Here is a 13335-nt window from a genome sequence, read left to right as displayed (position 1 = left end):
AAAATGCCTGAATTACCAGAGGTTGAAGGTGTCGTCCAGGCATTAAAACCTAAAATTGAAGGGCGTACAATTCAACAGGTTCAACTATCTGAAATTATTCGTTTTTCCTTTGGGGAGGGAAAACAATGTATCGTGAAGCAAGCTGAGCCTGATGCATTTGAAATATCCTTGTCTCAAATGATGATTACAAAAGTCGAACGACGTGCGAAATACATCTTTTTTCATTTGCTGAAAGCGGATGTCCCATATGTGCTTGTTAGTCATTTAGGGATGACAGGTGCATGGTTTGTAGTGAATTCGCCTGAGGAAATCCATGAGGCGAAATTTAAAAAGCATATTCATGCTACATTTCAAATGGCAGATGGTGGCTATTTAATTTATTCGGATATACGCCGCTTTGGTGAACTACGTTTTTTAACAAAAATTGAAGATCATGCACCATTAACAAAAATGGCGCCAGAGCCATTCGATGAAATAGCATGTGATTATTTTATTGCGAAATCAAAGTTACCGAAATATGAGAAAAAGGCCGTTAAGGATGTCATTATGGATGGGCAGGTTATTTCGGGCTGTGGCAATATTTATGCTACCGAAGCATTATTTGCTCAAAAAATTCATCCGGCCCGCACAATGAACCGCATCAGTGAAAAGAGTAAGTGTGCATTATTCGAGGCAATTGTCGCCATTTTACGCCAAAGCATTGAAGCGGGGGGGTCAACAATTTCAGATTATCGTAATATTAATGGTGAGGCTGGAAGTATGCAGAAACGACTGCAAATGTATGGAAAGAAGATGTGTCCAACGTGTGGTACTGCAACGAGCCAAATGACGATAGGTGGGCGCACATCAGTCTTTTGCCCAAATTGTCAACATTAAAGGGGATTTAACTATGATTATCGGACTAACGGGAAGTATTGCAAGCGGAAAAAGTACAGTAGCAAAAATGATGACAGCACTTGGTTTACCTATTGTCGATGCAGATATTGTTGCACGTGATGTTGTAGAACCAGGAACGGAAACTTTAAGGTTAATAGCTGAAAATTTTGGACAACATATATTGCTAGAAGACGGTAGTTTAAATCGCACCAAGCTTGGCGATATTATTTTTCACGAGCCTGCTAAACGTAAAATGTTAAATGATATTATGCATCCTGCTATTCGTCAGGAAATGTTACGCCAGCGTGATGCTTATTTAGAGGCTGGAGAAAAGCATGTTGTGATGGATATTCCGCTTTTATTTGAAAGTAAGCTGGAGCATTTTGTCGAGCGTATTATTGTGGTATCGGTTAGTGAAGAGGTGCAGCTCCGTCGATTAATGGAACGTAACAACTTATCGAAGGAAGATGCACTAGCTCGAATGCATTCTCAGTTACCTTTGTCAGTCAAAGAAAAAGGCGCCCATGCTGTTATTTATAATAATGAAAATCTAGAACAAACAGAGCACCAATTAAAAAAAATCCTGACTTATTGGGATGTAATTTTAACTAAGAATCTGTAAAATCATTCGATGCGTAGCAATGACATATTGCTACGCATTTCATATTTTTGAAAAACTATTGTGTTGCAAGGAAATCTCTTAATGGTGTGGCTCATTAAAGAGTGATTTCCGTACTCGCTTTCCTGTGGGCGAGCGCCGAGCCGCTTCCTCCGCTACGCCCCCAGGAAGCTTTGCTCTGTGCGAAAGCGAAGCGTCAGCTACAAAGCGCCCAGCCGGAACGGAAATCACCCCCTCGTTTTGCCGAAGAGCCATACTTTATTTAATGTGACACCTTAATTTCATTGACACAATAGTTAACAACATGGATGCGTAGCAAAAACACTTTGCTATGCATTTTTTTGTGAGTTTATACCATAATAAGGACTAATTTAGGCGATTTTATTTTTCAGAAAATAAGAACTTTAATATTATGAATATATAATGTTCATCTTTTTTGAAATTGTGTTATACTATTCGCATAAAGTATATAATTAATCTGAGTATGACTCACAGGAGGATTTTATAAATGACAGTATCAGTTGCTATTAATGGTTTCGGACGTATCGGACGTATGGTTTTCCGCCAAGCGATCGTGCAAGAAAGTTTAAATATCGTTGCGATTAACGCTAGCTATCCAGCTGAAACTTTAGCACATTTGATTAAGTATGACACAAATCATGGAACATTCGAAGGTTCAGTTGAGCCAGCAGGCGATGCTTTAATTGTAAACGGTAAACGTGTTCAAATTATTAGCGAACGTGACCCATTAAAATTACCATGGGCAACAATGGGTGTAGATATCGTTATTGAAGCAACTGGTAAATTTAATGATCGTGAAAAAGCAGCAATGCACTTAGAAGCAGGAGCAAAGAAAGTTATCTTAACAGCACCTGGTAAAAACGAGGACGTAACAATTGTTTTAGGTGTAAATGATGAGAAACTTGATATTGCAAAACATGATGTTATTTCTAATGCTTCTTGTACAACAAACTGCTTAGCACCAGTTGCCAAAGTATTAAATGACACATTTGGAATTGAAAACGGATTAATGACAACGGTTCACGCTTATACAAATGACCAAAAGAATTTAGATAATCCACATAAAGATTTACGTCGTGCACGTGGTTGCGCACAATCAATCATTCCAACATCTACAGGTGCTGCAAAAGCATTAAAATTAGTGTTACCAGAATTAGAAGGCAAAATTCATGGTATGGCACTTCGTGTTCCAACACCAAACGTATCATTAGTTGACCTAGTAGTTGATTTAAATACAGACGTAACAGTAGATTCTATCAATGCTGCATTTGTGAAGGCTGCTACTGAAGGTCCGATGAAAGGTATTTTAAACTTCTCAGTTGAGCCTCTAGTATCTTCTGATTACAATACAACAACTTACTCTTCTACAGTAGATGGACTTTCTACAATGGTAATGGGTAACCGCAAAGTGAAAGTACTTGCTTGGTACGACAATGAGTGGGGTTATTCTGCACGCGTTGTGGATCTTGTGAAAAAAGTGGCCAAAGCTTTAGAAACAGTTAATGCATAATTCAGTGACATCCGCTAAAAGAAGTTAAACTGAGCACATTGAAATCCAAGTGATTTCAATGTGTTTTTTATTTAGACAATTGGTTTAAATGTAGAATCTATGCTTGTACTTTAGCCTGTCAAGGCTTATCATGAGCACACTTGCGTTAATGCACTTTTCTTACACATAGGAAATTTGTTATAATAGAGATATTAAATTGTTGTGAAATCAGGAGAGTAATTATATGAGATGTCCATCTTGCCAGTTTAACGGAACGCGTGTTGTGGATTCGAGGCCAGTTGATGATAATAAAGAAATTCGTAGACGTCGTGAATGTGAGTCATGTGGCTTCCGCTTTACAACGTTTGAAAAAATTGAAGAGACACCTTTAGTTGTCGTGAAAAAAGAAGGTTCGCGAGAAGAATTTAGCCGTGAAAAGGTACTTCGTGGACTTATTCGTGCTTGCGAAAAACGTCCAGTTGCCCTTGAAGTACTTGAGGGACTAGTAATGTCTATTGAAAAAGATCTTCGCCGCATTGGGAATTCCGAAGTCCGATCTGAGGATGTAGGAGAAATGGTAATGGATCGCTTAGCGAAAATCGATGAGGTTGCTTATGTGCGCTTTGCATCGGTTTATCGTCAATTTAAGGATATCAATGTCTTTATTGAAGAAATTAAAGAAATTATCCAACGTCAGACAGAACAGAAATTATAAGGTAAACAGAGAGGGTGAATGACGTTGAACCATTTGTATAAGGAATTGCAGCCAGTTGATTCTTTTGACATTCGTCTACCTCATGCACTTTCTACGCAGGAGCGTCAATTAGTAACGCTTTTTTATCAGCCTTTAATTGGAGCGGAGCCAATCAGCCTTTATTTAACACTATGGGCAGAAGCTGAACAAATGTCTAAGCAGCAAATGACGCATTATTATTTAATGAATGTACTAGGGCTTCCTATTGGTAAAGTATTTGAGGCGCGTATTGCGCTTGAAGCAATTGGTCTGTTACGCACATGGAAAAAAGAAGATGCTGGCCAGCGAAGCTTTTTATATGAGCTAATACGTCCACTTGATGCAGATAGCTTTATGAAAGACCCACTGCTCTCGATGTTTTTATTTAGTAAAATAGGGGAGCAAGCTTATCGGAAGTTACGTCAGCGTTTTATGCCATCTACAAGAGATGTAGAGTTTAAAGATGTATCGCGTGCCTTCATAGATGTTTTTAAGCCTGTAAGTACAAAAATTCCAGATGATTTACAAGCTGATACTAGTCATAAGGATAAACAGCAAAAGATATATCCGTTTTATTTTGATCAGTTTGATTTTGAACTACTGCAAGGGGGCTTATCGGAGCAACTAGTGCCGGCAAGCCTTCTAACATTTGAGGTACGTGAATCAATAGCAAAATTAGCATTTTTATATCATTTAACGGCACTTGATATGCAAAAAGTAGTGATTCTTGCATTAGATGATGACTTAGGGATTTCATTGGAACGTTTACGTAAGGCCGCTGCGGATTTTTATAAGCTAACGGTATCAAAAGAACCACCAAAGCTTGCTAGAGTGAGTAAGCAGCCGTCATCCATAGAAGAATCGAGCCAAAAAACAAAAGATCAGGAGCTTCAGCAATATTTAGAAACGACTCCTCCAGTGCAAGTACTGCGAGATATCAATAATGGCAAAGAACCTTTACAGACCTCCGTACAGCTTGCTGAGAGTTTAATTGTTCAGCATGGAATGCCAGTAGGTGTTGTTAATGCACTTTTGGAATATGTCATGCTAACAACTGATATGAAGCTACCTAAAAAATATGTGGAAACGATTGCGGATCATTGGGTACGTAAAAATATTCAAACTGCAAAAGAAGCAATGGAATTAGCACGCCAAGAGCATGATAAGTACACTACGTGGAAAAATAAACCCCAGTCTTCGGCAAAAAAGAACTCTTACACAAAAAATCGCCGAGAGGAAAAAGTACCAGATTGGTTTTATAAGCGTAATGAAAAATCAGAGGAAGTAGTAAATGATACAACAAATACTGGCACTACTGATTTTGAAAAGGAAAGACAAAAGATACTAGAGAAATTAGGTAATATTCAAAATAAGGTAGGTGAATGACAATCGAACCGATTAATGGACCATTAAAAAGAGCAATTAAGGTACCATCATTTCAAGAACGATATGAAGCGATGCGTAAAGAAATATTAGAAAACCCTCGTGTGCAACAGTTTTTAGCTGAGCATATGGATGAGTTAAGCTATGATGCGGTTGAACGTAATTTACCGAAGCTCCATGAATTTATTAGTCAATCTACAGTCTGCTGTGGCTGTGACAGTACAGAAAATTGTACAAATTACTTAAAAGGTTTTTTACCTACCTTACGTGTAGTAAGGGGTACTGTTGAAATTGATTATGTACGATGCGAGCAAAAGATACGCGAAGATGAGCGCCGAGATGTTGCTAATATGATTGCAAGTATGCATATGCCAAAGGATGTGCTACAAGCTACTATAAGTGATTTATTTATTGATGATCATACACGTGTTGACATTGCAAATCGTGCGACTGATTTTGTTCAAAATGTACTAGATACAGGGAATTTACCTGCTAAAGGCTTTTATTTATATGGTCAATTTGGAGTGGGGAAATCTTTTGTGCTAGGCGCATTAGCTAATGAACTTGCGAAGGCTAAAGTAAAGTCAGTTGTAGTTTTCGTGCCTGAATTTTTACGAGAAATGAAAAATTCAATTGGCGACAACACGTTGAATGAAAAAATAGATTATGTGAAAAAGGCACAGGTGCTAATGCTCGATGATTTAGGAGCCGAAACAATGACTGCTTGGACGCGAGATGAAATTTTGGGGACTATTTTCCATTACCGCATGGCAGAGCAATTGCCAACATTCATTACATCTAATTTTAATTACGATGAATTGGAGCACCATTTAGCACAGTCACAAAAAGGTGACATAGAAGTTGTGAAGGCTGGACGTGTTATGGAACGTATTAAAGCTTTGACAGAGCCGATAAAAATGGGCGGGCAAAATAGACGTCTGTAAGATTGGCAGTTGCATTTTATGACAATCGAGCGTATACTGTCACATATAATAATTAACTTCTTTCAACAGGTGTCCAAACACCTACTGAAAAAGTTAAAGCCTCCGGCGGATGTCTCGGAATTGGAAAGGTGTTAATAAAGGATGTTTGCCTAAAATCATCGCATCCATGCGATAACGGCTAACTGACCTGCATCGGTAAAAACGCCACGTCCTGTGGCATTACCGAAATGACCGACATCGTGTCGGCCCTCGTGCAGGCCTAAGCACAAAACCGATTCTGGACGCAATTATGCCGAGGTATAATTGATCAAATGCATTGATGAGGACATGAATTTTGTGTAACGGCTTTTAGAGAGGGAAGTCATTGGCTGTAAGCTTCCTAGTTCGAGCACACTATTTACTACCTGCTGAGCAGCGAAAGGGATAATCTTTCGCCGGTCCCTAGCCCGTTAGCTAGCCTTAAGCTTCGTCTGACTATAAAAAGTCGGAAGGAAGAAGGGTGGAACCACGAGCATACGCTTCGTCCCTTTCGTAGGGACGGAGCTTTTTTTATTTTCGTCCGATGGAAAATAGTGGTGAGCTGAATGCGGATGTAATTTTGGGTGTCACAACATCTATTGATTACGGATAACTTCCGGGATTCTTGGACTTCAATCATGCATCACAACAAAACAATAAGGAGTGCAAACAAAATGTCAGATATGATTAAATTAACTTTCCCAGATGGCGCTGTAAAGGAATTTGCAAAAGGTACATCTACTGATGATGTAGCATTATCAATTAGCCCAGGACTTCGTAAAAAAGCATATGCGGGTAAAGTAAATGGTGCCTTAGTCGATTTAAAAACACCAATTGAAGAGGATGCTACAATCTCGATTATTACACAGGATGATGAAGAAGCACTAGAAATTTTACGTCACTCTACTGCACACTTAACTGCACAAGCGATTAAACGTTTATTCCCTGATGTTAAACTTGGTATTGGTCCAGTTATTGAAGGTGGCTTCTACTATGATGTTGATGCACCAACTCCAATCACTGCTGAAGACCTACCAGCAATCGAAAAAGAAATGAAAAAAATTATCGCTGAAAACTTAGAAATCGAGCGCAAAAATGTTAGTCGTGCAGAAGCGCAAGCCATCTATGGAAAAATTGGCGATGAATACAAATTAGAATTACTTGAAGCGATTCCAGCAGATGAGCAAGTTTCTATTTACCATCAAGGTGAATTCTTCGACCTTTGCCGAGGTATCCACGCACCATCAACTGGTAAGCTTCGTGAGTTCAAACTTCTTTCATTAGCAGGTGCTTACTGGAGAGGTAACTCAGATAACAAAATGCTACAACGTATTTATGGTACAGCATTCTTTAAAAAAGAAGAATTAAAACATCACCTACAAATGCTTGAAGAAGCAAAAGAACGTGATCACCGTAAAATCGGTAAGGAATTAGAATTATTTACAACTTCTCAAAAAGTTGGTCAAGGTTTACCGCTATGGTTACCAAACGGTGCAACAATCCGTCGTGTCATTGAGCGCTATATTGTAGATAAAGAATTATCTCTTGGTTATAAACATGTTTATACACCAGTACTTGGTTCTAAAGAGCTGTACCAAACTTCTGGTCACTGGGATCACTACCAAGATTCTATTTTCCCACCAATGGAAATGGACAATGAAACATTAATTATGCGTCCGATGAACTGTCCTCACCATATGATGGTGTACAAAAACAGCATGCATTCTTATCGTAACCTACCATTACGTATTGCGGAACTTGGTACAATGCACCGTTACGAAATGTCAGGCGCTGTTTCAGGCTTACAACGTGTACGTGGGATGACTTTAAACGATGCACATATTTTCGTTCGTCCAGACCAAATTAAAGCGGAATTCCAAAAAGTAGTACAGTTAATATTAGAAGTATACAAAGACTTCGATTTAAAAGATTATTCATTCCGTTTATCTTACCGTGACCCAGCGGATACTGAGAAATATTTTGACGACGATGCAATGTGGGAAAAAGCACAAAGTATGTTAAAAGAGGCAATGGATGAGCTTGGCTTAGATTACTTCGAAGCTGAAGGTGAAGCTGCATTCTACGGTCCTAAACTTGACGTACAAGTGAAAACTGCCATTGGTAAAGAAGAAACTTTATCAACAGTTCAGCTTGACTTCTTATTACCAGAACGCTTCGACTTAACTTACGTTGGAGAAGATGGTAAACCACATCGTCCAGTTGTTATTCACCGTGGTGTCGTATCAACAATGGAACGTTTCGTTGCCTTCTTAATCGAAGAGTATAAAGGGGCATTCCCAACATGGTTAGCACCAGTACAAGTTGAAGTCATTCCAGTTTCAAACGAAGCACACTTTGATTATGCAAAACAAATTGAAGAGCAATTAACTGCAGCGGGCTTACGTGTTGAAATGGATGATCGTGAAGAAAAACTAGGCTATAAAATCCGTGAAGCACAAATGAAAAAAATCCCGTATATGCTTGTTATCGGAGACAAAGAAGTAGAGGCTGGTGGCGTAAACGTACGTCGCTACGGCTCAAAAGATTCAGAAACAATTAGCTTCCAAGACTTCTTAGCTAACATGAAAGCAGAAATTACAAAATAATTTTAATGATTTTGCCGTTGATGCGATTAATTAGAATTCGCCGGCAATTTTTGAAGTGTAATCTTAATTTTATTAAAACAATATTATTGATTTAATTACCAAATGTTGGGGTGACACTTGTTACAACAAATGCCATTTATATAAGTTGATTGGAGTGGAGGCTGGGCGACTCCTCGGGGATCAGCGTCACAGATGAGACCCTGGAGCGAGCAAAGCGAGTGAAGCGGCTCATCGGACGCCCCCAGGAAAGCGCCCAGCCGGAACGGAAATCAACCTCACGTTATGAAGATGAACCATTATAATAGTTTAGATTATAAATTTTTAGGTTACTTTATTAATAATAAGCTAAAAAATATTTGACAGCTTATAAAGTACATGCTATTATAGTTAAGGTTAATGAATACAAAGTTTGTGGTTGAAGTAGAGGCTGCCCGCTTCTCACCTGATACAACGCTCTTAGGCTGTGAACAGGTATGACACGTTGAATTGTTTTGCGCAGACTTGCGCATGCACATATAGCGGGCGGACATCTTAGTGTCCGTCCTTTTTTTATGGACATGACAAGAGGATGTACCGTTCAACCGGGCAAGGCTTTGCCCAAACCATGTATTCGCGACAACTACTTGGAGGTGGATTACTATTAGCAAAGACATGTATGTAAACGAAGGCATTCGCGCACGTGAACTTCGATTAATCGATCACAATGGTGACCAGCTTGGTGTAAAGACACGTAATGAAGCGCTAGAAATTGCCACTCGTGTAAACTTGGATCTTGTCCTTGTGGCCCCTCAAGCCAAGCCGCCAGTCGCTCGTATCATGGACTATGGTAAATTTAAGTTTGAACAGCAAAAGAAAGACCGTGAAATTCGTAAAAATCAAAAGGTCATCGTAATGAAAGAGGTTCGTCTGAGCCCAACAATCGATGAGCATGATTTCCAAACGAAGCTACGTAATGCGATTAAATTCCTTGAAAAAGGCGATAAAGTAAAATGTAGCCTACGTTTCAAAGGTCGTGCGATTACACACAAAGACATTGGTCAACGTGTGTTAGATCGTTTTGCTGAAGCTTGTGCTGAAGTATCGACGGTTGAACAAAAACCGAAGATGGAAGGCCGAAGCATGTTCTTAGTTCTTCAACCAAAGAACGAGAAATAATATTAGACGAACAGTTTAGGAGGAATTCGACATGCCAAAAATGAAAACTCACCGTGGAGCTGCGAAACGTTTCAAAAAAACGGGTTCAGGTAAATTAAAATATGACCGTGCTTATGGAAGCCACTTATTCGCAAACAAATCTACAAAACAAAAACGTCACCTACGTAAAGCAAACATCGTTTCATCTGGTGACTTCAAACGCATCAAATCATTACTTGTTTACATGAAATAATTTGACTACACAAATAAAATACTAACATTCATTTTTAAATGAAAAGCAGGAGGTAATTCGTATGCCACGCGTAAAAGGCGGAACAGTGACGCGCAAACGTCGTAAAAAGGTTTTAAAATTAGCTAAAGGTTACTATGGTTCAAAACATACATTATACAAAGTTGCAAACCAAGCAGTAATGAAGTCAGGTCAATATGCATACCGTGACCGTCGTCAGAAAAAACGTGATTTCCGTAAATTATGGATCACTCGTATCAACGCAGCTGCTCGCATGAACGGTCTTTCATACAGCCGTTTAATGCACGGTTTAAAAGTTGCAGGTATCGAAGTTAACCGTAAAATGTTAGCTGACCTAGCTGTAACTGATGCAGCAGCATTCACTCAATTAGCAGACGTTGCTAAAAAAGCTGTAGCTAAATAATTTTTGACGAAGTTAAAAGTTATTTCTGCACCGAAAGCGAAGCGACAGGTGCAAAATTTTTCAAAAGGCTGATGGATTTATCCGTCAGTCTTTTTTGTGTTAGAGTAGTAGAAAATAGAAAATAAAAAGGAGTACTCAATGGGGCAAGCATTATTAGCGTATATGGCGATTGTTTCTATAGTCCTGCTCGTAATGATGGGCATGGATAAGTCAAAAGCAAAAAAACATGAATGGCGTATTGCAGAACGCACATTATTTACATTAGCAATCGGTGGAGGTGCAGTAGGGGGCGTGTTGGGAATGTATTTATTCCGTCATAAAACACGCCATAACAGCTTTGCATTTGGCTTCCCGCTGCTAGCAGCTATTCAAATTTTTATCCTAGTACAATTATGGGGATAAATCTCGAAGATAAAACACAGGAATGTTTCGATAAATAAAAACACATCCTCATTATGAGGATGTGTTACGCATAAGCTTTTCAATGGGTTGCTTCCAATTTATTTTTGCGCTCGGATAGTTCAATAGGATTTCTTGCTGAAGGTATTCAAAATCTTTTTTCGCAAAACCTTGCAGTTTAGCGGCGTCACGGGCACCAACAAAAATAGTCACAACCTCGAAGGCATCTTCAGTAGTGCCGAGGTATTTTTCACCTTCAAAAAGAGCACCCTTATAAGAGATAAAGAAATTTTTTCGGACATTTTTGACGTCATCATAGAAATAATATTGGCCTTTTTCATAGGCTTCATCCAGTTTTCGCTTAGGATCGGTTATATAACGAATCGCTTTATAAAATACATAGATAATAAGCGCAATAACAGCAACACGAATAAGTAACGGCAACATTTTTAATTTCCCCCTTGAAGAAAGGTTATTCCTTCCTATACGATTGTGAAGGACAATTAGTTTCACTTTTTATAAATATTTTTAAGAAATTTAGGAGAAAAAAATGAATTTACAACAATTGTTTAAAATGCAAAAAGGACTTGATGATTTCATCGAGAAAACACAAAATATAGAACGTGATGTATTTAAAGAAAAAGGTTTAGCCTTAATGGTAGAACTAGCCGAACTAGCAAATGAGACACGTTGCTTTAAGTTTTGGAGCACAAAGGGAGCCTCAGAACGTGATGTAATTTTAGAGGAATATGTGGATTCGATTCATTTTATATTATCACTTGGCTTATTAAAAGGTTATACAGCGATCGAAAAGTGGCCGGTGATTGAAGAGAAGAGAGATTTAACAGAGACATTTTTAATGACACAAGACTATATTTTAAGTTTTATTAGTCAACCAACAGAGGATAGATACTTAGCGATCTGGCAATGCTATGGATTGCTTGCATTTAATCTGGACTTTTCATTTGAAGATGTTGTTGCGGCATATATAGAGAAAAACGAAGAAAATTATAATCGTCAGCGAACAGGATATTAAAGTGTAAGAAATACACCAATTTTCTGACGATTAAGCTAGGAATATTTCGGTAAACGAAGTATAATAGAGAAGATTCAAGAGTCAGGAGGCAAAAGGATGACACAGCTAGATTCAACATTACAAATGTTTAAAGATTTAACAGATGCGAATGGTATTGCAGGTAATGAACGTGCACCACGCGAGGTCATGAAAAAATACATTGGACCATATGCAGACTTAGTTGAAACAGATAATTTAGGTAGCGTCATTGCTAAAAAAGTTGGGGATGAAAATGGCCCAAAAATCATGGTTGCAGGTCACTTAGATGAAGTAGGCTTCATGGTTACTCAAATTGATGACAAAGGGTTCATCAAATTTCAAACAGTAGGTGGCTGGTGGAGCCAGGTTATGCTTGCACAGCGTGTAACAATTACAACACGTAAAGGCGATGAAATTATTGGGGTTATTGGTTCAAAGCCACCGCATATTTTACCAGCAGATGTGCGTAACAAAGTGGTAGACATTAAAGATATGTTTATCGATGTTGGTGCTGCTTCAAAAGATGAAGTACTTGAATGGGGTGTACGCCCTGGCGATATGGTAACACCATATTTCGAATTTAATGTGATGAAAAATGAAAAATACTTATTAGCAAAAGCATGGGATAACCGCATTGGTTGTGCAATTGCAATTGATGTTATGAAAGCATTGCAAAATGAAAAGCATCCTAACATCCTTTATTCTGTAGGAAATGTTCAAGAGGAAGTAGGGCTTCGTGGTGCGAAAACTGCTACGCATAAAATCCAACCAGATATCGGCTTTGCTGTCGATGTAGGTGTAGCAGGAGACACACCAGGGGTAACCGCAAAAGAATCAACTAGTAAAATGGGCGCCGGTCCACAAATTGTTGTTTACGATGCATCAATGGTGTCACACCGTGGCTTACGTGAATTCGTATTAGATGTGGCTGATGAGCACAATATTCCATATCAATTCGAAGCAATGGCTGGAGGCGGTACAGACGCTGGCTCTATCCACGTAACGGCAAATGGTATACCTGCCCTATCTATCGGAATTGCAACACGCTACATCCACTCACATGCAGGTATTTTACATCGTGATGATTATGATAATGCTGTAAAATTAATGGTGGAAGTGATTAAAAAATTAGACCGTGATGCAGTCAATAAAATTATTTTTGACTAATACTGCGGAAAGAACTAATTGAAATACCGTAGTTTTGCCTTCTAACAGAAAAGTTAGGAGGCTTTTTACGTTGGTTTAGACCAAAGAATATATCATAATTAGCAATTCACATCGGAACGTAGCGGCAGCAAATGTTTTGACTGTGCGAAAGCGAAGCGGCAGCAACAAATGTTTTGACTGTGCGAAAGCGAAGCGGCAGCAACAAATGTTTTTTCTGT

The 13335-nt window shown here is 38.7% G+C and carries 14 protein-coding genes; 13 read left to right on the top strand and 1 reads right to left on the bottom strand.

The features are described 5' to 3' along the window. Nucleotides 1-3 precede the first annotated feature (3 nt). From mutM to ACIQZA_RS08570, 11 genes are all read left to right on the top strand, one after another. Nucleotides 4-876, top strand: coding sequence for a bifunctional DNA-formamidopyrimidine glycosylase/DNA-(apurinic or apyrimidinic site) lyase (mutM, locus tag ACIQZA_RS08620; RefSeq protein WP_142508810.1), 873 nt, complete (start codon nt 4-6; stop codon nt 874-876). 13 nt (nt 877-889) lie between these two features. After that, complete coding sequence (gene coaE / locus ACIQZA_RS08615) at nt 890-1498, top strand: dephospho-CoA kinase (protein WP_400932472.1); 609 nt, start codon at nt 890-892, stop codon at nt 1496-1498. A gap of 505 nt (nt 1499-2003) precedes the next feature. After that, nucleotides 2004-3026, top strand: a complete 1023-nt coding sequence (locus ACIQZA_RS08610; RefSeq protein ID WP_402882152.1) for a glyceraldehyde-3-phosphate dehydrogenase — start codon at nt 2004-2006, stop codon at nt 3024-3026. 223 nt (nt 3027-3249) lie between these two features. Then, nucleotides 3250-3720: a transcriptional regulator NrdR gene (gene nrdR / locus ACIQZA_RS08605; protein ID WP_402882155.1), complete on the top strand. Its 471-nt coding sequence runs from the start codon at nt 3250-3252 to the stop codon at nt 3718-3720. Nucleotides 3721-3744: 24 nt separating this feature from the next. Beyond that, on the top strand, nt 3745-5124 hold the full coding sequence (locus ACIQZA_RS08600; protein ID WP_400932475.1) for a replication initiation and membrane attachment family protein: 1380 nt from the start codon (nt 3745-3747) through the stop codon (nt 5122-5124). A 2-nt stretch (nt 5125-5126) separates the two neighbouring features. After that, nucleotides 5127-6065, top strand: coding sequence for a primosomal protein DnaI (dnaI, locus tag ACIQZA_RS08595; protein ID WP_400933160.1), 939 nt, complete (start codon nt 5127-5129; stop codon nt 6063-6065). A 692-nt stretch (nt 6066-6757) separates the two neighbouring features. Continuing rightward, a complete protein-coding gene (gene thrS, locus ACIQZA_RS08590) occupies nt 6758-8689 on the top strand; it encodes a threonine--tRNA ligase (protein ID WP_402882158.1) in 1932 nt (643 codons plus the stop codon). Nucleotides 8690-9340: 651 nt separating this feature from the next. Continuing rightward, nucleotides 9341-9844, top strand: coding sequence for a translation initiation factor IF-3 (gene infC / locus ACIQZA_RS08585; RefSeq protein WP_024363824.1), 504 nt, complete (start codon nt 9341-9343; stop codon nt 9842-9844). A 31-nt stretch (nt 9845-9875) separates the two neighbouring features. Further along, the gene (gene rpmI / locus ACIQZA_RS08580; protein WP_004226312.1) at nt 9876-10076 is read left to right on the top strand and encodes a 50S ribosomal protein L35; all 201 of its coding nucleotides are present in this window, start codon (nt 9876-9878) and stop codon (nt 10074-10076) included. Nucleotides 10077-10137: 61 nt separating this feature from the next. Continuing rightward, complete coding sequence (gene rplT / locus ACIQZA_RS08575; protein WP_402882161.1) at nt 10138-10497, top strand: 50S ribosomal protein L20; 360 nt, start codon at nt 10138-10140, stop codon at nt 10495-10497. A gap of 138 nt (nt 10498-10635) precedes the next feature. Continuing rightward, on the top strand, nt 10636-10899 hold the full coding sequence (locus ACIQZA_RS08570) for a DUF1294 domain-containing protein (RefSeq protein WP_142508816.1): 264 nt from the start codon (nt 10636-10638) through the stop codon (nt 10897-10899). Nucleotides 10900-10950: 51 nt separating this feature from the next. Here the strand turns inward: ACIQZA_RS08570 and ACIQZA_RS08565 are convergent, their stop codons facing one another. Beyond that, on the bottom strand, nt 10951-11343 hold the full coding sequence (locus ACIQZA_RS08565; protein WP_142508817.1) for a sigma-w pathway protein ysdB: 393 nt from the start codon (nt 11341-11343) through the stop codon (nt 10951-10953). A 103-nt stretch (nt 11344-11446) separates the two neighbouring features. Here ACIQZA_RS08565 and ACIQZA_RS08560 point away from each other — a divergent pair, with 103 nt between their 5' ends. Together ACIQZA_RS08560 and ACIQZA_RS08555 are read left to right on the top strand one after the other, a co-directional pair. Further along, nucleotides 11447-11932 (top strand): dUTP diphosphatase, encoded by a 486-nt coding sequence (locus tag ACIQZA_RS08560; RefSeq protein ID WP_402882163.1) that lies wholly within the window; start codon nt 11447-11449, stop codon nt 11930-11932. 96 nt (nt 11933-12028) lie between these two features. Further along, entirely contained in the window at nt 12029-13117 is a 1089-nt protein-coding gene (locus tag ACIQZA_RS08555) for a M42 family metallopeptidase (RefSeq protein WP_370041481.1), read from the top strand. Nucleotides 13118-13335 lie beyond the last annotated feature (218 nt).

Source organism: Lysinibacillus sp. NPDC096382 (assembly GCF_044762845.1).
GTDB lineage: Bacteria > Bacillota > Bacilli > Bacillales_A > Planococcaceae > Lysinibacillus.
Note: the sequence above shows the minus strand (reverse complement) of the source record. Positions and strands in the feature narration are given on the sequence as shown.